We start from the raw sequence: 20582 nt of genomic DNA on the forward strand, positions 1-20582 counted from the left end.
ATCTGTCACAGCAACAATAACTGCATATATAATTAAATCTTATTAATATAATAGCATAAACATATAATTAATGTTGTAGTATAAGCAACACTATTATTGTAATCCGTCTTACTATGTTCTTAAATATTTAATCGATTTTATGATATACTGTAGTCAATAACAAAATAAAAACCATAAATGATAAAATGCATTTCATAAGAGGTGTTTGTTATGCAAGATAGTGAAATTTTATACTTATGGTCCCCTTGGTTGGATACCTCAAATACACCTTGGGAAGAAATCTTGGATTTGGGTAGAAAGCGGCATTACAAAAAAAACAGTATCATCTTGGGGCAAGGTCAAACCGTTAGTGAACTCTGTTATTTGCACACCGGTGAAATTAAATTATCCAGTACCAGTGCCAGCGGTAACGAAAAACCAATCTGGTATATAAAAGCAGGGAATGTCTTTGGGGAGGTCCCTTTTTTTGATCATGGCATTATGAATAGTTATTTTATCTGCACCGAAGATTGTAGTGTTTATTTTTTTAGTAAAGAAGTACTTATGGAAACTATTTTTCCTAAATATCCCCATATTGTAATGAATATCTTTGAAACAATGGCTAAAAAGCTTCGCTTGATGTCCAGCCAAATTAACGATTTAAGCCTTAATCCTCCTAAATTACGCGTTTATAAAATGATCTATGCCTCATTGTCCCATAATGAAACTGCGCACATATCACAACAAGAGTTAGCAGATCTATTAGGTATGCATCGGATTACCTTAAACCGGATAATTTCAGATTTAAAGAATGATGGGATTATCCAAAAAAATGAAAACGAAAAAAGATTTTCTCTTTGTGATCCTAAAGGTTTATTAGAATTAATTGAGGCTGAACAAGAATAAACATTGTGAACCGGAAATAAAATAAGCTGTTCCAACTTTCTTTTTGATCGTTGAAACAGCTTAATATTTGAATGAATAGAATGTCTATCATTTAACTATCATTCGAGGATTAAAAAAAAACCAACCATGAGAAATTCCACTCTATGAAATAATCTGCGCAGCTAATTTTTCTTTATCCATGGTACATTCCAGATCTTTCAACTTCTCGCCATTACAAAGCACAACGACAGATGGTACTTCTTTAACATCAAACTTCTCTGCTAAGGTTTTCTTGGTAGAAATATCCACCTGTACAATCTTATATTCCCCACCTTGATCCTGAATCACTGCCTCCAACAAGGTGCCAAAATTCAAGCTTTTTTCCACAGTGGGATCCATAAAGAGCAATAAACTTTTACTGTTACATTGGAGTACCTTCGTCTTGAATTCACTCATTTCTTCAATATAACGCTCAGCGGCAACTGCAGCTGTTGCACCATCACCGGTGGCGGTAGCAACCTGTCTCAGATATTTAACAATATTATCGCCGGCGGCATAGACACCGTTAACATTAGTTTCCATCATGTTATTCACCGGTATATAGCCTTTTTCATTCAGGTTCACTCCGCTATCCTTCAAAAACCCTGTGGAAGGAATCATCCCAACAAAGAAGAATACCCCCTGACACTCAAGGTTTGTTAATTCCCCCGTTTTTAGATTCTTAACCACAACCCCTTCCACATTTTCATCACCTAAGACTTCTTCAATAGTCGAATTCCAAATGAATTCCATTTTTTCATTTTCAAAGGCCCTTTCCGCACTGGCTTTATTACAATCCAAGATTCCTTCATCATGGAGAACAATAACTGTTACCTTACGGGCAAACTTAGTAATAAACATGCCTTCTTCAATAGCTTGGTCACCGCTGCCCAGCACAACTACATCTTCACCTTCAAAGAATTCGGCATCGCAGGTAGCACAATAGGCAACACCCATGCCCCGCAGCCGTTTTTCTCCGGGTACATTCAATAATCTTGGTTCACTGCCGCAAGCCAATATCACAGCCGGGGCTGAAAATTCTTTGCCTTTTTTGGTTCTAATGATTTTTTCGTCTTTTGAAAAATCTCCCCCAATGACCTCATCTTTTAAAAATTCTACACCAAATGATTCTGCATGGTTTTTAAAATCCTTCATTAAGTCCGGCCCATGAACTTTTGTGTAACCAGGATAATTAACCAATTCTTGAGTCGTATTTACCAAGCCGCCAACAGCACCTTTATTAATAACTAAGGTTTTAAGCTTTGCCCTGCCCCCATAAATGGCAGCTGAAAGACCGGCAGGGCCACCACCAATAATAATTAAATCATAGTTGTTTTCCAATTATCTTCTGTCCTTTCTTATCCCTAAAATTTCGGATAATAATGCAAGTTAGTTGTCCAATACCTCGGCAATCTTTTCTTCTATCTGGTCATCCTCTACACTGCCAGCCATTTTCCCCTGATATTCTCCCTCATTAAAGAATAAAATCTGTGGTACTCCTTTAAGAGAAAATTGCTGGAAGAGAGATTTTTGCTCTTCAACATCAACATAATAGAAACCAAATTTACCTTCATATTGATCTACCAGGTCCTCTAAGACATCTGTGACCTCTTGGCAAACATGACAAGATTTGCGTGAGAAAATTACTAAACATGCTTCACCTTTATTATAGATAATTTCCTCAAAGCTACTTACTTCCAGTTGTTTCAAAGACATTTTCCCCACTCCTCTATTTTAAATATATTCTTCAACAGCATGATAACCCAGTGAAAGCACCATTTCAATAAGATATACTTATTATAAATATACTAGCTTTTAGGTTAAAATTCAGTAGCCTAAGTTACATTTTCCTGAGATATTTTTGAGATATATTTCATACAAAAATGACCCTAAAACAAGATATCGGAGAGTATTCTCATCCCCTCCAGTAAAATATTTTATTCAGTTGCGATATCCAGCAATTTTTGCGGTTCCTTAATCATAATCTTCTCATATTTATAATCAAGAATACCAAGGTTTTTTAATCGATTCAAATTTTTCGTTATTGTAACCCGATGAGCACCTAGCATATTTGCGATCTGCTCATGAGTCAGGTTAATTGTGATACTTTTGTTTTGGGGATTCTCTTTTTTCTCATAACAACAGATGCTGTAAAGAACTCTTGCTAAACTGCGCAAAATGTTGCTTACGGACATATCATAAATTTGATATGCCATCATTCTTGACAAAATAGATTGGGATTTAGCAATAAACAATGTAATTTCAAAATCTTCCTTCATCACTTCCAAAATTCTTTCCCGGGTAAAAAAATACAATTCACAATCCTCTATGGCAATCGCTTCATATATGCCGGGTTGGTGATGAAAAACAAATTGTTCGCCAAATATTGTTTTTTCTGCTTTGATACTTATTGTTTTCAACATACCATCTTTACTTAGTAAACCGCCTTTTACTTTGCCTTTGTTAAGAAAATACAGACCGGCGGGATTGTCACTGACTGCTATAATATATTCACCGCTTTTTCTCAATATCTTCGTGCCCAAATGCAGATACTTGTCCCATATCTGGGAAGACATTCCTTCACTCTCTTGGGTAGTTTCTCCAAAATAATGGGACTGGGTAATATATTCAATTAATTCTTTTGATGTATCTTTTATAAACCATCACCACGCTAACTTAGTTTATATTAGAAACTATTGTAATTATTATAAACCACTTCTTCTTTTTGTCACGCAGGTTGATCGCATTTTTTGATTGTTTTTTACCTGATAAGTTTTTAATTTGCGAGAATGTAATTTATATTACATTCTTATTTAGACTTGTATAATACAATCATTATTAAAATAATAATATCATATTCGAAATTATTTTAAAAGGAGTGACCATTTTGAGTAATTATTTGGAAACTGAACAACATTTAATTACCGTACAATTCGAAGCTGAAGAAAAATTCTTAGCTGAACTAAGATCAGGAAACTATACCTTAGAAAATCCTCTGGTGGTGGAGAATCCCTATATCATTAATCCCCTGGCAGCAGTCATATGTTTTAACACAAACGAAGAAACGGCAATAGAAATCACCGTAAAAGGAAAAGCAGAACCAGGCGATTTAACCCATACCTTCGATGCCGCCAAGGAGCATATCCTACCCATTTATGGATTATATGACGATTATGAAAATACGGTTATTTTAAAAGACGGCAGGGGAAAAACATCAGAGGTGAAAATCTCTATCCCCGAATTAAATGTTAATAAAGCCCAATATTGCAAGACAACATCGGAGTATTTTGGAAAAGATATCATGGCTATTTCCACCACAACACCTTTAATCGAATCGGCAAAAACAGTAGGTTTTGACTATGCTGGTGATTTAAGATGGTGTATAACTAATAAACAAAGCTGGGATATTAAGAAAATTTCCAATGGCAGACTGTTAGTTACATCTTACAGAACGATCCAAAAGCCATACTACACCGTAGGTATTATGGAAATTGACTTTAGCGGCAAAATCTATAAAGAATACAGAATGCCCGGGGGTTATCACCATGATGTCATCGAGTTAGAAAACGGAAACTTGCTGGCCGCTTCTGATAATGACTTTAATGAATCAGTGGAAGATTTCGTGGTGGAGATCGATAGAAAAACGGGCGTAATCGTTAAATCATGGGATTTGATGGACATCTTGCCCAGAGACGGCGGCAAAGCCGGCGACTGGAATCACCATGACTGGTTCCACAACAACTCTGTTTGGTATGACAAACCGACCAATTCCATCACTATGTCCGGCAGACATAAGGATGCCGTAATTAATTTTAATTATGATTCCGGTGCACTGAACTGGATCATTGGTGACCCGGAAGGCTGGGGCGAAGAATGGCAAAAATATTTCTTTAAAAATGTTACCAAAGGCGATTTTGACTGGCAATATGAACAGCATGCAGCGATGATTTTACCTAACGGGAATGTATTCATCTTTGATAACGGTACCTACCGGTCAAAAAATGAAGCCACCAGAGTAGATCCCCAAGATAATTTCTCCCGAGGTGTCATCTACCGCATTGATACAGATAAAATGGAAATCGAGCAGGTTTGGCAGTACGGCAAGGAAAGAGGTGCGGAATTTTACTCCCCCTATATTTGCAACGTTGATTATTACGGGGAAGACCATTATATGGTTCACTCCGGCGGCATCGCCACCTACAGGGGGAAACATACTGACGGTCTGGGCGCTATGCTCTTAAACAAATATAAGGATGAGCATATTCATTTAACCCTGGAGTCCATCACCGTAGAAGTGCAAAATGATGAAGTAAAATACGAGTTAAACGTGCAGGGCGGTAACTATTACCGGGCGCGAAGACTTACTTTCTATGACGAAACCATCAATTTTGCTTTGGGTAAAGGGGAAATGTTAGGCGGGTTCGGTGTAACCCCTGAGTTTGGCATGAAGATCAAATTTAAAGATGCCGATGCTGAGCTTCCGGAAAAACATAACTTATCATTGACATTGGAAGAAGATAGATTGGCGCTCAGGGCACGTTTTAGAGAAGGCTCAGATGTATTCCTGGAATTGAAAGGCAGGGATGGGTCCAAATTCTATTCCATACCCACAGTGGTTCATGATGTGACCGCCGCTTGTGTATCCTTTGAGGAACAGAGCGATAACGATTTCCAATTCTACGTCAGCAACGAGGGATTTAGCGGAGAATTTGACATCTATTTAAATATTGATAATCTAAGATATGATGTAAACAAGGGCGTAAAATTTTAAAAATAGCCTTGTGGATTTTATGTAACGGCCGGAGAATAGGGGTATTACCCTTACTCTCCGGCCGTTTTAATTTTATAAAGTTTATTACCTGTATTTATGCCTTAATTGTAACGCCGGTCTCATAAACTTTTTCTTCGGCGACAAGTTTTACTTGATAGTTACCGGATAATCCGATCTTGTTGATAAAGGTATCGATATTGCGTGGATCCGCTTTTTGGAAAGTACCTACGCACATCGCTTGGAAGGCCTGAGGTACGGTATTGATGGGATATCTTTTTATCTCACCGGCTTCGTTCACCAGGAGCAATTGGGCCATTTCCCCGGCGTCGAAGATGGCATTAAAGAGAAAACGATCTTCTTCCTCGGTGATGGATGCTTGGAAATGATCCGGTACTAACGCACCCGTCTCTTCAGCTTTAATCTTCATTTTTGTTTCTTCGGTCTTAATTAAGTTGCCAAGGATTTCTCCAGCGCCCAATTCCGCAGTTTCGTTTGCATAGTAGAGCGGTAATTTCTCCGCTCTGTAACAATTGGCAGGCACCTGCAATTCGTACATGAGCACGTCATCTTTAAGCTCACAGGTGATGGAATTGAAGGTATACACATTATCCTTAAACTCCGGTTGCATGGTCTTCATGACCGCCATACCTTCACATGGTTTACCATTTTCATAGCCTATACCACCGGAATGAACCAAGTAATGGCCTTCATTATAATACTCCACATTGCAAATGTAAGGAGAGAAAAATTCGGCGCCCCGTTCTTTCCCATACTGCCATACTTGCTTGATGGTCATCTTTTCAGTATCAATGCGGTATCTGACCCCACGGCTGAAGTTCTTGCTATTAGGCCAATAATTTTCTTTGTTTTTTGCTCTGAAGTGACCGTTGTCAAACAGCATGATGTCCCCGTCAGGTAATACGACGCAAGCGTGTTGTTCATACTGCCAGTCAAAATCTCCGTCTCCAACCGGGGTAAAGAAGTATTTATCCACCATTTCCTTAGGCCAACCTTCCGGGTCACCGATAATCCAATTTAATTCTCCTGTCTCATAATCAATGTTGATCACAGCGTCTTGATGACGACCGGATAAGCTTAAGCTATTGGTCTTTTTATCGTACCAAACGGCGTTGTTGTGGAACCAGTCATGCTCATCTTGACTTCCCGAACCAGCGACGTCCTGAGGCAGGACTTTTTTATAATCCCAGGACTTCAAAACCTCTCCTGTTTTTGCATCCAACAATACGCACATATCTTCTACGGTACCAGAGTAAAAATCAAAAGTGAGAACCAAGATGTTGCCATCCTCCATGGGGAATTGATCATGATGATAGCCACTGGGCAGGACGTATTCTTTAAAGATTTTACCACTAAAGGCCATTTCATAAAGGCCTGTGGTGAAATAGGGCATTTTTACTAAACGTTCTGTTCCTACGAGAATATGACCATTGGGTAAGCGCTTGAGATCAAATGCAAAATTCTTCGTAGCATACCAACGAATATCACCGGCATAGTCGTAGCCTACAGGCATCGATCGCATAGCAGCAGTCAGGAACATCAGATTGTTTCCCATGTATTCAGGGGTAGTCTTAATAGAGGTAGCGACCGGAACATCCGTATGAAGCGGCTCGGTCTGTATTTTGATTGTGTTTTTTTGCCCATTAGCCATGATGAGTTCGATCTTATTTTCATAATCTGCATAGAGACCATATATTGGTAGAATATGCTTCTTACCGGCGGGGAAGGTATGACGGATATCCCCAAGATGTTCCTTGCCGCGCACGACGACTGTCGCTTCAGTAGCTACCGGTGTTTCAAATAGGACCATAGCTGTCAGGGGACAAATTCCATAGGGGTTGATTTTAACAAGGGGGTTATAAAGGGTATAACCCCCTGCTGCAAATTCAGCTAAAAATGCCTTTTCTAGTTTTTCCTGTTGATGAATAATATGGGGAACTTGTTCACTTTTGATAGCATTCATTCAATCAACACTCCTTATATTTTAAATTTATTATTTACTAGCTTAATACCGAATGTTACCGGTTATTAATCGATTTTCTCCAGCGGTCATCCACGTGGTAAAGCCTGGGACACATCAGCCCTTGAAAATTTTGTTTAAAACAGCATCTTCGCCAATGGATAACCAATGAAGATGTAGTATATCAGAGATACAATGCAGATTGGGAAGCCTATACGCATAATCTCACCAGTACTATAGATATCCTTACGCCCATGCATCATTCCGGCATGAGGGGAGGCGGCAGGGGTTAACATCGCTACGAAGACCATCATGGTCACGCCCATGGCAACCGGTAAAGGATTCAGACCCATCTGTCCACAGAAAGCCAGTATTACCGGCATAAGCACCACTGCCATAGCAGCGTTGTTAGCAAAATTGGTAAGGATTAAAGCCACTGTAAACATAATGGCGACAAAGCCCATCTCTGATTGTCCGCCCAAAATAGGATTAAGTACATTCAGCAAGAAACCTGTAACACCGGTAGCCTCATTGGACAAGGCATTAGCACCGTAAACTGCGGCAGCGATCATGAAGTAAATACCCCAATTGAACTGTTTATAGGCAACGTCTCTAAAATTCAAAACTTCTTTGCCTTTATAGCGAATGATGGTGAAAAAGATAACCCAGATTAATGTCACACCTAAGGGTCCTAAAGTTGCTAAAATATTTACCACCGGATTGCTTCTGTCCAGGAAACTCGGAGCCAGCAGCATGATGAGGTACAAAGGTATCATCAGCATCATTAGCTTCTGCGGCCAAACCATCGCCGGCAACGGCTGTTCTTTGGCCAACTGATCAGCATCGACGCCCTTGAGTTTGCTGACATCCGGACGCAGAATATATTTCAAAACGAGAATATAAGTGATCAGAAGCAGCATAGTCATAATAAAGTTAAACGCCATATAAGGCACATAAGGAACCGGTGTCAAATCAGCAGGAACACCAGTCATGGAACCATACGCACTTACAACAATCAATTGTGCACCCATAAAGGGGAAAAAGGGTTGACCCAAAGTCATAACGGCAAACATGCCCACAAAGAAATAGGGCCAGATTTTATCGCTACGTTCTATCTTCAATGAGTCCATGATACGCAAGGTGATTGGCCACATCAGGATCAAACCGGTGATCGGCGTTACCAATGCAGAAATAACGTAGCAGGTAAACCAAACTACAGCCATAAAAGAATAGGGACGCCCATTAATTATCTTCCGCGTTAGCAACCAGCGCGCAATATATTTGGTGCAGCCCGCTTCGTCAATAGCGCCAAACAAGATCATCGAAAACAAAGTCAGCAAAACTACGTCCGCGCCAAAGGCATTGAGGAAAACGGCTTTAAAGCCAAGAGCGCCTTGTCCAGCATAGCCGGATATAGCAATAAGTACCAGGCCAATCAAGCTTGGCCATAAACTGCCGACGGCTGACCACAAATACACCATACCCAGAAAAGCACCAACGACCTTCATCCCCACTGGGGTAATCGGTTCAATCGGAGACATAAACCAAAAAATCGCCATAATAGCAAGACCAACCAAACTATGAAAATAAACCATCTTATCATTAGGAAGTATTCCTTTATCACTAGCAACCGCTTTTTTAGAACCAGCAGCGGGTCCCATATTTTTTCACACTCCTTTAGTACTTAGATTCTTTCTTTCCATTTTCTCCGCTAACAGAACTTTTAAGATAAATGATACTTATAAACCAATTGGTTATATCTATTATAATGTATCAATCTTCTTTAGCATAATACAGATTTTGTGATATCGCTCATGTGAAAAAAAATATATGCACCTAAAGTGCATATATTTTTGTTGATAATTATAGTTCTATTTTGTTTTAACTAATCAGAAAATAGAAGTTTGTCATTTGTTTATCAAGTTCTCCTTAATCAGTTTTTTAACCAGGGCAAGCAATTCCTTCTCGACAAATGATAAGGATTCATAGGGAGTGTATAAGATAAAAATATCCCATTGCTCACTGAACTCCTGTATCGGTATGGCTTTAATCATGCCACTGTTCATATATAGATCATTAAAGGATAAAATCTCAGGAAAAATTGAGAATCCGAAGTCATCGCTGATAAGTCTTTTAAGCAGTTCGATATCTTCGACTATAATTGGTTTATTAAGATGATATCTCAAGGCTTTAGAAACCTGGACATAGTTTTCTTTATAAGAAACCATCTTCAAAGACTTGAGATCAGAGGCGCCGAGCCATTCTCTATCAGCCAGAGGGTTCTTACTGCTTAAAAAAACCAACAGTCTAGTCTGACTTCCGGAAATAATCTCACATTCAATATCTACATCTTTTAACTGCTTGAGTAAATTGTTTTTACCCTCTGGATCGCAGGTTATTATGCCAATGGAATAGGCGCCCTTATCCATGCTCTCCACAATTTCATAATAAGGTGCTTCATGAATATGCAAGCAAATCTTTGGGTGAAGGGAATGAAATTTCATAAGTAGCTCAGGGATTATGGCATTTGCAAAGGCTCCTGGAATAGCCATATGAAAATTTCGGATCAGGATGTTTTTTTCGTCCATGATTCCCTTAATCTTTTCGCTTAAGTTTAAGGTGTATTTTGCCAGCTCCAGGACAGCTTCCCCTTGTTCTAAAAGGACAACGCCTGTGCTGCTGCGTTCAAAGATTTTTAAGCCCAGTTCTTCTTCCAGTCGACTAAGAGATACACTTAAGGAGGGTTGACTAATAAAAAGAGCATTGGCAGCCTTTGACAGTGATCCAAATTCATCAATTTTTACGATTTGCTCAAGCTGTTCGATACGCATAGGAACTTCTCCTTTAATTACAGTTGTCGACAATTGTATCGATAAGTATCTTTTTTAATTGTTTTGCCGAATAAGACAAAGGCTCAGTTTTTGAATAGATAAGGTGCATTTTCATTTTATTTTCATCGGTCACCTTCTCAATGGTACGATAATTCAGCAGCCCTTTTTCAAAAAACAGATCGTTATAAAAAAAGAAACGAGGGAAGACAGCAATTGCCTGATTCTTGGCGATGATTATTTTCATGACTTCACGATTAGAAACAATCAAAAATTCATTCTTAGCGATATCTATCCCACAATTTCGCAATAAATTACGATACCTGCCGCGATAATCCACAATAGTCATTCCTTCAATATCTGTTAAGCTAATGGTCTCTTTAGCTGCTAGAGGATGATGTGTACCAATTATCAAGCATAAATCATCCTGAATTATTTCTTCATAGGCAATGTCCAGTTGATCAAGGAGCTTGCGCATTGTCTCATCATAATTACTGTTCCAAACCGTGACTCCCATTAAACATGCTCCTGCGGCTACCTTGTCAACGATGCTGATGCCTATATCCTCTGTAAGCGCAAGATTAACATTGGGGTATTTTTCATGGAATCGCGCTATGAGAAGGCCACCAAAAGAGTTGAATACTCCCGGGGCGAGAATCAGACTGAAATTTCCGGTTAGATTGGCTTCGCCACTTGACAGAGACTTAAGTACTTCAATACTATTAATTATTTCCCGGGCCATACTAATGACTTCTTTCCCCTGGCAGGTCGGAATCATGCCGATACGATTGCGGCGAAATATTTTGTAGCCAAGCTCGTCTTCAAGGTTTTTCACAGAATGGCTAAGCTGAGGCTGACCCATAAAAAATGTTTTCGCCGCTTCAGAGATAGATTTCTTATTATTAATCTCGATGATATGCTGAAGCTGCTCTATACGCACAGATAATACCCCTCCCTCAATTGTCTTTCATTATCTCTTGTATTCTCTCTCGATCCTTGATTTCCACTTCTTTTTTGTCCCGAGAATCTATTAAAAAGCAGGAGGTCTAATTCATGAGCAGCACTGTCTGACGCAAAGATTTCCTGTGGTGAAAGATCATGGTCAATCCTTTATTGGAAGAGCTCCGGATCATTCAAAAGTTGGCTCGGCAGTTGCTCATTACTGAATTCCTGTATTCCGGCTGCATAAGGCAGGATTTCATACTGTTGAAAATAGACTACGATACCGTTATTGGAAAGATAATAAGGCTGATCAGCAGCAATCTGATCGAAAGGTTCAAACAATGCTTCGGTTAAGTCCCTTTCCTCCAACTGCTGCTTTACTTCATTACTGATCAGAGAGACGTAGTCTGCATCTTCCCGGAACAAATCCTTTAAAGCATACTGCTGCCCCGTTTCCAGATTGATGGTATAGGAGGTCTGTACCGTGCTACCATGGGCTCCGCCTGCATACTGATAATTTTGAAAGACCAGGCTCAAGATATTTTTTTGATTAAATTTGATCTGATAGTTAAAATAAGTTTCACACTGATTGGGTATCCAGTCCTTTACTTCTTTGGCAGCTTCGGTAAGACTCAAGGCATTATTTTTCCCTTCTTGGGCTGCTTTTTCTGCTAGCTCCTTAAAAATTCCGTTGATTTCATCCTGAAGCATTTGTGATTTCATTCCTTCGATCACCGGATACTGAAGGGTAATTTTAAGGGTATCATTTTCCGAAGATTCTTTTACCGTATCAATGGTAATATTATTTTCCTGAATTTTTTTCAATAGCACTGTTCCCTCGGATTGATCCCATTGGGTCTGCATAGAAAAATAATCGGAAAAGAACTCCGCGGCGAAATAAGTTCTTCCCTGAATGATCCTGTATTCATGTGAAAAATAGAAAAGATGATCATCATCCCTGATCAATCGGTTTTTTAAATCCAAGGAAAATGATCTTTGTTGGTTGTCAAGGGAAATTAAATGATTCGAGGACATCCAACCCACTTTATATCCCATGGTCTCACAAATTTCCCGTACCGGGAGGTAGAGAGAACCATCTTCCGCATAAGCACCAAGCTGAAGGATCCGGTTATTCAACTTAATTTCCTGGGTCTTGAAATCAGCAGCCCAGGCTCCTAAAGACCATGTGACCAGCATGAAAGCCATGAGTCCAAATGTAATAATTTTCTTCATCATAAACCATCCTTTCCAGTTTATCTAGAATTAGAAAAGTTCGTATTCGTATAAAAAGCAAGGAAATGAGATTAGCCCCTTTCCTTGCTTTACAGTAAAATTAAATTTAGCGTCGATAGGGGCGTTTTGCCCTGGGTGGCTGGAGGATTTCCGACATAATAATGCCTTGAACTAAGGTCTGGGGTGTCAAAGACAAATCCCTCCGGGAACCCCGAACTTTATCAGATTTGACATTCGGTGCGGTTACCGCAACTTCGTTGACAGGAAGTACCGATTCCGCCGGTGTGGTAGAAAGCATCTCACCTTCTTCCATGTTTTTGATGGGATAAGTCTTCTTATTTTGAAAAACCTCCGGTTCCAAGATAACCGGCTCCGGCTGCTCTTGTTTCGGAGCAGATTTTTCCGTGGGCGGAACCCCGCTCATTTCTCGCAGAAGATCCTGCAGCTCTTTACCAAAATCCTCAAATTTAGGGAAGTTTGATGTAGCAGGGGGCGTGGATTGTCCCTGTCCCCCCTTAGGAGGTGTTTTTTTCTTTCTTCCCACATTAGAAGCAATCCAGAAGAGCACCAATAATAATATGCCGAGAATATCGATCGTAACCTCACCTCACCTTTTACAATCCTCACCTTTTCTCATTGTTCTTACTTCTTAGGGGGGGTGGTGCTTGGTGTGACGTTATCTTTATCAATCTGGGAAATACTTTCCCTCATTTTTGTATCCGCCATCACATTTTGCATATTATAATAATCCATCACACCCAGTCGTCCGTTCCGGAAAGCCTCCGCCAGGGCTTCAGGAACCTCGGCTTCAGCCTCAACCACTTTTGCTCTCATTTCCTGGACGCGAGCCAACATTTCCTGTTCTTTAGCCACAGCCATGGCCCGTCGCTCTTCCGCCTTAGCTTGAGCAATCCTCTTATCTGCTTCCGCCTGATCTGTCTGCAACTCAGCACCAATATTTCGTCCCACATCCACGTCGGCAATATCAATGGAAAGAATTTCAAAGGCTGTGCCGGCATCCAACCCTTTGTTCAGTACTGTATGAGAGATATTATCAGGGTGTTCCAGCACGTCTTTATGGGATTCACTAGCGCCCACCGTAGAAACGATCCCCTCTCCGACCCGGGCAATGACGGTCTCTTCTCCTGCTCCCCCGACTAAACGATCGATATTTGCACGTACCGTCACCTTTGCTCTGGCTTTTACCTCAATTCCGTTTTTCGCCATCGCCGCGATCTGAGGTGTTTCAATGACCTTGGGATTAACACTCATCTGTACCGCCTCCAGAACATTTCGACCGGCCAAATCGATGGCTGCCGCCCGTTCAAAGGCTAAGGCAATATTCGCTCGCTCTGCAGCAATGAGAGCGTTGACTACTCTGTCTACATTCCCGCCGGCTAAATAATGGGCCTCCAATTTGCCAATATTAACGGATAAACCGGCTTTTTCTGCTTTGATCTGGGGATTAACAATCTTGGATGGTACCACCCTTCTCAAGCGCATACCAATCAAGTCCACAATACCCACTTTGACACCGGCTGCTAAAGCCGAGATCCACAGACCTACAGGAACAAAGCTGAAAATAATTACAACAGCCAGCAACAGTAAAACAAAGATGATAATACCGCTTAATTGAATTAGCATAGTAACCTCCTCTTGATTATCTACTCATTCTTACCACGACTCGTGTCCCTTCTACTTGCACCACCTGAACCTCTGTGTCCCGTGGGATAAATCCACCTTCCGTGACCACATCGATGCGCTTACCGTTAATCTCTGCCGTCCCGGATGGTCTGAGAGGTGTAAGGGATATTCCTTGTGCCCCCAATAATTCGGAAAGATTTTCTTCCGGCGCCACATAGCCCTCCGATTTTTCCTGTCTCGTCCCCAAAATCAATCGATTCCACAAGCGTCTTGTTCTCATATATTTAAAGCTGATTACCACCAAAACCACAGTGCCCAAAAGGGCAATAATTAAGGAAATGATGGCCTGCTCCAAACTTGTCGCCGTTAAAATAATACTAAATATCATCGCCCCCAAGCCGGCCACTCCGGCAATGCCAAAACCCGGGACTACAAATATTTCGACCAGCATAAGGATAATCCCAATGATAAAAAGCAGGATAGACTCCCAGCCGGTAAAACCGGCGATAAAATGGCCTCCAAAATACAGTCCCAGAGATGTTAAGCCCAGCAATCCGGATACACCCCAACCTACCGTCAGGAGCTCCAGAATAATCCCGGCAAAACCTATTGTTAACAAAATAGGACTTATATAAGGGTTAGTAACCCAACGGGCAAGGTTTTCGGCAGAGATGGCCTCTGCTACCACCACCCTGCTGTCACTTAAGTTTGAAAGGTTTAGTACTTCCTGTCGATTAGCTGCAGAGAAATCGGCCATCTTTAACTCCAGGGCCTGCTGCTGCGTTAAAGTGAGCAGCTTTCCCTTTGCCTTTAGCCCTTCAATTTCAATATCCGCATCTGCCATCGCAGCAGCAATATTACCATCCCGGCCATAAGTTTCCGCCGCAGCCCGCAGCTTTTGGGACCACATGGAAACTACTTTTTCATCCGCCTTTTGATCACCTAATCTAGGTTCCGCTGCGCCAATGGTTGTTCCCGGCGCCATAAAGATTTTTTCCCCGGAAAGAGTGATCAAAGCCCCGGCAGAAATGGCTTTCTTGGTCACAAAACTTGTCGTGGGTACAGAAGAGCGCAGTGCCCGTTCATTAATAAGAATTGCCGCATCAATGTAGCCGCCGTAGGTATCAATTTCTAATATTACCCTGGCAGCATCAGCCTCTTCCGCTTCATCATAGATTCGTTCCACAAAAGATGCCAAAGCCGGGTCAATATTTCCTTCAATAGGAATAATATAAACCACATCACCTGGTTGAGCCAGCGCCGGAACAGATAAAATCAACAGAATCAGCAGGATCCAAAACCATTGAGTTCTTAATTTACACATCATACCACCTCCTAATAAAAATTCCCGATATGTAAATTATTATTCCAATCTGATACTTAAAAGCCCGGTATTTATGACAAATACCGGGCGGACTTTTTACCTAAACTTAAGCAGGAGGGTTTAATGGAACTTGCGTTTTCTGGCTGCTTCTGATTTTTTCTTTCTTTTCACACTGGGTTTTTCATAGTGCTCATGCTTTCTGATTTCAGCCATGACACCTGATTTCTGACATGTACGTTTAAAGCGACGCAACGCACTATCCAGCGATTCATTTTTGCCTACTCGAACTTCACTCAACCTTGATCTCCCTCCCTCCGCTACTATCCATGTTGCTGCGAATATAGATGCGAGTTATTCTAGGATTGGAATAAATATATGTTTGGAAATTATTCAATTTATATTATATCGGAAATAGGCCGTTCAGTCAACCCTATCCGGCAAAGGCTCCCAGTTTTCTGCCGCCGATTAAGTGAAAATGCAGGTGGTAAACTTCCTGACCGCCATTTTCCTTGCAATTGTTTACCAAGCGATATCCCTGCTCAGCAATACCAGCTTCTTGGGCGATTTTAACAGCCGCCACATGGATTCGTCCGATTAAATCGGCATCTTCCGGCTCAATCTGAGAGATATCAGGTATATGACGTTTGGGAATGATTAAAATATGTACCGGTGCCCTGGGATTAATGTCTTTAAAAGCAAAAATATCTTTGTCTTCATAGACAATCTGGGAAGGAATCTCTTTGTTAATAATCTTGCAGAATATACAATCCATGATTTCACCCCTTTTATTTTTTAAGATGGCCAAAAATAACATTATCCTGATAACGTTCCAAAGAAACCGAGACCAGCTGACCTTTATAATCACCATTTTCGGCAAACAAGATTTTTAAATAATTGCCACTATGGCCTTCCCAAAAATTTTCTCCGTTAATCTCTACCCTTTGCTCCGCTAAAACCTCCACGGTTCTTCCTAAATATTTCCGTGCGTATTCCCGGGACAATCTTTCCCCTAAAGCAATCAATCGCTTGCTGCGCTCTTCTTTCACCTGCGGGGAAATCTGATCCGGAAAAGAGGCTGCCGCTGTGCCCTTGCGGGGAGAATATTTAAAAACATGAAGACCGGAAAACCCGATTTTTTCCACCAGATCATAGGTGTTTTGGAAAGCTTCCTCTGTTTCTCCCGGAAAACCTACCATAATATCTGTCGTAAAGGCGATATCAGGAAGTATCCTACGAATCCGTTCCACTAAGGATAAATAATAGGCGGTGTCATAGTGTCTGTTCATCCGACCTAAGATCTCATCATCACCACTTTGTAAAGAAATATGAAGATGGGGGCATAAGATAGGAGAACTCGTCATCACCTGGAGTAATTCCTCATTAATTTCATTGGGATCTAAAGAACTGATGCGCAGCCTTTTTAAATCAGATATCCGGACTAATTCCCCCACCAAACCGGCTAAATCCATTTGTGGCCTTAAATCAGACCCATAGGCTCCCGTATGGATTCCGGTCAGAATTATTTCCTTGTATCCGCTGTAAACCAGTTGTTTTGCCGCCTCCAAGACCCGTTCTAAAGGCCTGCTCCGCACCGGGCCCCGGGCATAGGGAATAATACAATAAGAGCAATACTGATTACAGCCTTCCTGAATTTTCAGATAGGCCCGGACCATATGAGGATGAAGCTCTTCTCCGGTTATTTCCTCAAAGTCATCCGCCTGCATAATATCCCCGACAACATTGAGCGGTTTCCGCGCCGCTTTGGCCTCTTCCAGCAGGTCAAGCAAACGATGACGATCTTGAGTGCCGATGACTAAATCCACTCCATTAATCCCCAAAACATCCCCGGGAGAAGTTTGAGCGTAACAGCCGGTAACCACCACCATGGCGGCCGGATTATTTTTGATCGCCCGCCGAACCATTTGACGGGATTTACGATCTGCCAAGTGGGTCACGGTACAGGTATTGATGACATAAAGATCAGCTTTTTCTTCAAAGGGTACCTCTTGAAAACCTGCCTGGATTAAGCTGCTCACGATGGCATCCGTTTCGTTTTGGTTCACCTTGCAGCCCAATGTACAAACGGCCACCTTTGATTTATTGATTTCTCTTGCCACCTAAATCACCCAGTTCATAAAGAATAATGGAAAGCGCAACAAATCCGGCGGTTTCCGTGCGTAAAATCCTAGGCCCCAAAGAAACCTTATGGGCACCCCACTCCATGGCCAGCTCTGCCTCCTCAGAGGAAATCCCTCCTTCCGGACCGATCAGCAAGGCAAAGGGGCCGGTAATCTGAGGGTAACTGCGGAAATAATCCTTCAATCCCGACTGCCTTTCTTCTTCCCAAGGCATGATCAAGGTGGTTTCCGGAGGCAATTGCCGTAGAGCTGCCACCAAATCAGAAATCGGAAGAATTGGAGGTACAACGGATCTCTGGCTTTGTTTAGCTGCTTCTGCTGCCACCCGCTGCCATCTTTCCCGCCGTTTTTCTTCTTTTTCTGAAGAAAGTTTGACAATGGTTCGTTTCATTTGCACCGGGATCAATTTCTTGATGCCGATTTCCGTGCATTTCTGAATAATAAGTTCCATTTTTTCTCCCTTTGGTATCCCTTGTAGGAGAAAAACATCCACAGGAGGCTCTTGGCTGGAGGAAACCCGTTCCAATATCTTTGCCTCCACTGATTGGGGGGAGGAGGAGATTATTTCCGCCAAATATTCGGTTCCTGCTCCATCGGTGACGATCATGCGGTCACCCGGATTCAAGCGCAGTACCCGATTGATATGATGCACATCACTCCCGGTGATGGTAATAAGTTCATCCATAATCTGAGTGGGAGAAACAAAGAACCTATGCATAACATCAACCTCGCCGGGCGATCACAACCACCCATTCTCCCTCATGCATCACTTTCTCAATTAAAAATGCATGTTCCTTTAAAACAGTTTCTACATCTAATAATCGCTCTTTTATGATACCGGAAGCAATGAAAATTCCATTTTTCTCGAGTAAAGCAAGAGTCTGAGGAATCAGACGGATAATAACATCTGCGATAATATTGGCTACGATGATATCTGCTGTTCCCTTGATACCGGAAGCTAAATCCCCCTGAACAACAGAAACACGCGCATTCGCTCCATTCAAGGTAATATTATCTCTGGTGGCATCAATGCTCACCGGATCATGGTCAATGGCCAACACCTTTCCTGCTCCTAATTTAGCAGCAGTCAGCGCCAGAATACCGGAACCGGAACCAACGTCAATAACGCGGCAACCTGGGAAAACGTATTCTTCCAAGGCCCGGATACACATGGCTGTCGTAGGATGATTTCCTGTGCCAAAAGCCATGCCCGGATCCATTTCAATGATGATTTCTCCTTCTTTGGCCTGGTATGATTCCCAGGAAGGTTTAATCACGACCCGATTACCAATTCTCTCCGGTTTGTAATAGGCTTTCCAGGAGGTAGCCCAGTCTTCAGTAGCAACCTCAGTTTCGGTAATTTGAAGCCTTCCTTCAGGAAAAAGAGATCTGATTTCCTCCGATTGCTTTTTAAAGGCTGCCATGGTTTCAACTAAACGATGATCAATGGGAAAATAGCCTTTAATGATCACATTTTCTGCATCTAAAAGCTCCGGAGAGATCTCCCAAGCATCCCAACTCTGATCATCAATATTTCGGCGCATGGCAAAAGGCTCTTCAATCACAACACCCCCGGCTCCTAATTCCCAAAACAAATTCGCCAGGGATTCAGACATTTCTTCTGTTGTTGTAACGGTTACTTCTAAATAATTCAAATTAAGCACCTCAACCTTTAAAAGCATCTTTTACCTTATTAAAAAAACCCTTTCCTTTATCAGCACGGTGACTATCAGATTCATGTTCTTCAGAAGGTAAATTCCCAAAATCACGCAGTATCTCCTTCTGCTCTTCGGTAAGATGGGTGGGGGTGACCACTTTAACACGTACATGATGATCCCCTCTCCCGTAGCCTCTCAGCTTGGTTATCCCCCGACCCCGCAAGCGAAAGGAAGTACCTGTTTGAGTTCCTTCCGGAATCGTTAGTTTAACCTTGCCATCCAGGGTCGGTATCTCTACCTCGCAGCCCAGGGCTGCCTGAACGAAGGATAAGGGAAATTCGCCAATGACATCATCGTTTTCTCTCTTGAAGGTATCATGAGGACGTACCGACACATAAACGTAAAGATCACCGGGAGGACCCCCTAAGGTTCCTGCTTCACCTTCGTGGGCAATACGCAGGCGGGAATTACTGTCTACACCGGCGGGAATTTTCACATTGATCTTGCGATTTTTCTTTAATCGTCCGCTGCCGCCGCAATGCCGGCACATCTTTTCGATGATCGAGCCTGTGCCATGACAGTTGTTACATGTTTTTACAGTCTGAAATTGGCCAAAAGGCGTTGCCTGGGTACTTCTTACCTGTCCGCGGCCACCGCAGACATCACAGGTTTTGGGGCTGGTTCCCGGTTCTGCACCGGATCCGCCACAAACATCACAATTTTCCATGCGAGGGATTTCTACGTCTTTTTCCACGCCAAAGGCAGCTTCCTCAAAAGAAATGGAAAGATCCAGACGAAGATCCGCTCCCCTCTGGGCGGCCGGACGGCCGCCGCCGCCCCCACCAAAGCCGCCCCCGCCCCCACCAAAAAACATATCAAAGATGTCGCCAAAACCACCGAAATCACCCTGTCCGTTAAAATCACCAAAGTCATTGCCGGTTCCGGCATGACCGTAACGATCATATCGGGCACGTTTTTCATTGTCCCCTAGAATTTCATAAGCTTCGTTAATTTCTTTGAATTTTTCTTCCGCAGTTTTACTGTCCGGATTCAGATCCGGATGATATTTTTTCGCCAGTTTTTTATAAGCTTTTCTGACCTCATCTTCTGTTGCTGTCCGGGATACACCCAAAACGTCATAATAATCTCGCTTACTCATTGGG

The 20582-nt window shown here is 41.9% G+C and carries 19 protein-coding genes; 2 read left to right on the forward strand and 17 right to left on the reverse strand.

Annotated features, from left to right (window positions below; translation table 11 throughout):
- Positions 1 to 210: 210 nt before the first annotated feature.
- On the forward strand, positions 211 to 885 hold the full coding sequence (locus CEQ75_RS00200; protein ID WP_089608552.1) for a Crp/Fnr family transcriptional regulator: 675 nt from the start codon (positions 211 to 213) through the stop codon (positions 883 to 885).
- A 141-nt stretch (positions 886 to 1026) separates the two neighbouring features.
- Here CEQ75_RS00200 and CEQ75_RS00205 read toward each other — a convergent pair whose 3' ends face one another.
- The 3 genes from CEQ75_RS00205 to CEQ75_RS00215 all read right to left on the reverse strand — a co-directional run bounded on the left by CEQ75_RS00205 (position 1027) and on the right by CEQ75_RS00215 (position 3479).
- On the reverse strand, positions 1027 to 2244 hold the full coding sequence (locus tag CEQ75_RS00205) for an FAD-dependent oxidoreductase (RefSeq protein ID WP_089608553.1): 1218 nt from the start codon (positions 2242 to 2244) through the stop codon (positions 1027 to 1029).
- Between the two features lie 48 nt (positions 2245 to 2292).
- Complete coding sequence (locus tag CEQ75_RS00210) at positions 2293 to 2619, reverse strand: thioredoxin family protein (protein WP_089608554.1); 327 nt, start codon at positions 2617 to 2619, stop codon at positions 2293 to 2295.
- 221 nt (positions 2620 to 2840) lie between these two features.
- The gene (locus CEQ75_RS00215; RefSeq protein ID WP_089608555.1) at positions 2841 to 3479 is read right to left on the reverse strand and encodes a Crp/Fnr family transcriptional regulator; all 639 of its coding nucleotides are present in this window, start codon (positions 3477 to 3479) and stop codon (positions 2841 to 2843) included.
- A 311-nt stretch (positions 3480 to 3790) separates the two neighbouring features.
- On the opposite strand from CEQ75_RS00215, the gene CEQ75_RS00220 reads away from it, so the two are divergent.
- A complete protein-coding gene (locus CEQ75_RS00220; protein ID WP_089608556.1) occupies positions 3791 to 5674 on the forward strand; it encodes an aryl-sulfate sulfotransferase in 1884 nt (627 codons plus the stop codon).
- A gap of 94 nt (positions 5675 to 5768) precedes the next feature.
- Here CEQ75_RS00220 and CEQ75_RS00225 read toward each other — a convergent pair whose 3' ends face one another.
- The 14 genes from CEQ75_RS00225 to dnaJ form a co-directional block, all read right to left on the reverse strand.
- The gene (locus CEQ75_RS00225; RefSeq protein ID WP_089608557.1) at positions 5769 to 7655 is read right to left on the reverse strand and encodes an aryl-sulfate sulfotransferase; all 1887 of its coding nucleotides are present in this window, start codon (positions 7653 to 7655) and stop codon (positions 5769 to 5771) included.
- A gap of 134 nt (positions 7656 to 7789) precedes the next feature.
- Entirely contained in the window at positions 7790 to 9313 is a 1524-nt protein-coding gene (locus tag CEQ75_RS00230; RefSeq protein ID WP_089608558.1) for an SLC13 family permease, read from the reverse strand.
- A gap of 246 nt (positions 9314 to 9559) precedes the next feature.
- A complete protein-coding gene (locus CEQ75_RS00235; RefSeq protein ID WP_089608559.1) occupies positions 9560 to 10483 on the reverse strand; it encodes a LysR family transcriptional regulator in 924 nt (307 codons plus the stop codon).
- A 13-nt stretch (positions 10484 to 10496) separates the two neighbouring features.
- Positions 10497 to 11420 carry a LysR family transcriptional regulator gene (locus CEQ75_RS00240; RefSeq protein ID WP_089608560.1) on the reverse strand — a complete coding sequence of 308 codons (924 nt, stop codon included), beginning with the start codon at positions 11418 to 11420 and terminating at the stop codon, positions 10497 to 10499.
- Positions 11421 to 11590: 170 nt separating this feature from the next.
- Positions 11591 to 12658: a PdaC/SigV domain-containing protein gene (locus CEQ75_RS00245; RefSeq protein ID WP_089608561.1), complete on the reverse strand. Its 1068-nt coding sequence runs from the start codon at positions 12656 to 12658 to the stop codon at positions 11591 to 11593.
- 103 nt (positions 12659 to 12761) lie between these two features.
- Entirely contained in the window at positions 12762 to 13199 is a 438-nt protein-coding gene (locus CEQ75_RS00250; RefSeq protein WP_157677230.1) for a hypothetical protein, read from the reverse strand.
- Positions 13200 to 13297: 98 nt separating this feature from the next.
- Entirely contained in the window at positions 13298 to 14299 is a 1002-nt protein-coding gene (gene floA, locus CEQ75_RS00255) for a flotillin-like protein FloA (protein WP_089608563.1), read from the reverse strand.
- Positions 14300 to 14315: 16 nt separating this feature from the next.
- Positions 14316 to 15626 carry an NfeD family protein gene (locus CEQ75_RS00260; protein ID WP_089608564.1) on the reverse strand — a complete coding sequence of 437 codons (1311 nt, stop codon included), beginning with the start codon at positions 15624 to 15626 and terminating at the stop codon, positions 14316 to 14318.
- Between the two features lie 117 nt (positions 15627 to 15743).
- Entirely contained in the window at positions 15744 to 15920 is a 177-nt protein-coding gene (rpsU, locus tag CEQ75_RS00265) for a 30S ribosomal protein S21 (RefSeq protein ID WP_089608565.1), read from the reverse strand.
- A gap of 133 nt (positions 15921 to 16053) precedes the next feature.
- On the reverse strand, positions 16054 to 16398 hold the full coding sequence (locus CEQ75_RS00270; RefSeq protein WP_089612441.1) for a histidine triad nucleotide-binding protein: 345 nt from the start codon (positions 16396 to 16398) through the stop codon (positions 16054 to 16056).
- Positions 16399 to 16408: 10 nt separating this feature from the next.
- Positions 16409 to 17740, reverse strand: coding sequence for a tRNA (N(6)-L-threonylcarbamoyladenosine(37)-C(2))-methylthiotransferase MtaB (mtaB, locus tag CEQ75_RS00275; protein WP_242965335.1), 1332 nt, complete (start codon positions 17738 to 17740; stop codon positions 16409 to 16411).
- Positions 17721 to 18479, reverse strand: a complete 759-nt coding sequence (locus CEQ75_RS00280; RefSeq protein WP_089608566.1) for a 16S rRNA (uracil(1498)-N(3))-methyltransferase — start codon at positions 18477 to 18479, stop codon at positions 17721 to 17723. The genes mtaB and CEQ75_RS00280 overlap by 20 nt, the downstream gene beginning before the upstream one ends.
- Positions 18480 to 18483: 4 nt before the next feature.
- Positions 18484 to 19416 carry a 50S ribosomal protein L11 methyltransferase gene (prmA, locus tag CEQ75_RS00285; RefSeq protein ID WP_089612443.1) on the reverse strand — a complete coding sequence of 311 codons (933 nt, stop codon included), beginning with the start codon at positions 19414 to 19416 and terminating at the stop codon, positions 18484 to 18486.
- A gap of 10 nt (positions 19417 to 19426) precedes the next feature.
- The gene (gene dnaJ, locus CEQ75_RS00290; RefSeq protein WP_089608567.1) at positions 19427 to 20578 is read right to left on the reverse strand and encodes a molecular chaperone DnaJ; all 1152 of its coding nucleotides are present in this window, start codon (positions 20576 to 20578) and stop codon (positions 19427 to 19429) included.
- Positions 20579 to 20582 lie beyond the last annotated feature (4 nt).

Origin of the sequence: Dehalobacterium formicoaceticum, from assembly GCF_002224645.1 — a bacterium.
Taxonomy (GTDB): Bacteria; Bacillota; Dehalobacteriia; order Dehalobacteriales; family Dehalobacteriaceae; genus Dehalobacterium; species Dehalobacterium formicoaceticum.

Bases quoted from the DNA above. Each gene is read 5' to 3' on its own strand.
- CEQ75_RS00200 (WP_089608552.1), top strand. From the start codon at position 211: ATGCAAGATAGTGAAATTTTATACTTATGGTCCCCTTGGTTGGATACC.
- CEQ75_RS00210 (WP_089608554.1), bottom strand. From the start codon at position 2,619: ATGTCTTTGAAACAACTGGAAGTAAGTAGCTTTGAGGAAATTATCTAT.
- CEQ75_RS00215 (WP_089608555.1), bottom strand. From the start codon at position 3,479: ATGTCTTCCCAGATATGGGACAAGTATCTGCATTTGGGCACGAAGATA.
- CEQ75_RS00225 (WP_089608557.1), bottom strand. From the start codon at position 7,655: ATGAATGCTATCAAAAGTGAACAAGTTCCCCATATTATTCATCAACAG.
- CEQ75_RS00230 (WP_089608558.1), bottom strand. From the start codon at position 9,313: ATGGGACCCGCTGCTGGTTCTAAAAAAGCGGTTGCTAGTGATAAAGGA.
- CEQ75_RS00235 (WP_089608559.1), bottom strand. From the start codon at position 10,483: ATGCGTATCGAACAGCTTGAGCAAATCGTAAAAATTGATGAATTTGGA.
- CEQ75_RS00245 (WP_089608561.1), bottom strand. From the start codon at position 12,658: ATGATGAAGAAAATTATTACATTTGGACTCATGGCTTTCATGCTGGTC.
- floA (WP_089608563.1), bottom strand. From the start codon at position 14,299: ATGCTAATTCAATTAAGCGGTATTATCATCTTTGTTTTACTGTTGCTG.
- CEQ75_RS00260 (WP_089608564.1), bottom strand. From the start codon at position 15,626: ATGATGTGTAAATTAAGAACTCAATGGTTTTGGATCCTGCTGATTCTG.
- CEQ75_RS00280 (WP_089608566.1), bottom strand. From the start codon at position 18,479: ATGCATAGGTTCTTTGTTTCTCCCACTCAGATTATGGATGAACTTATT.
- dnaJ (WP_089608567.1), bottom strand. From the start codon at position 20,578: ATGAGTAAGCGAGATTATTATGACGTTTTGGGTGTATCCCGGACAGCA.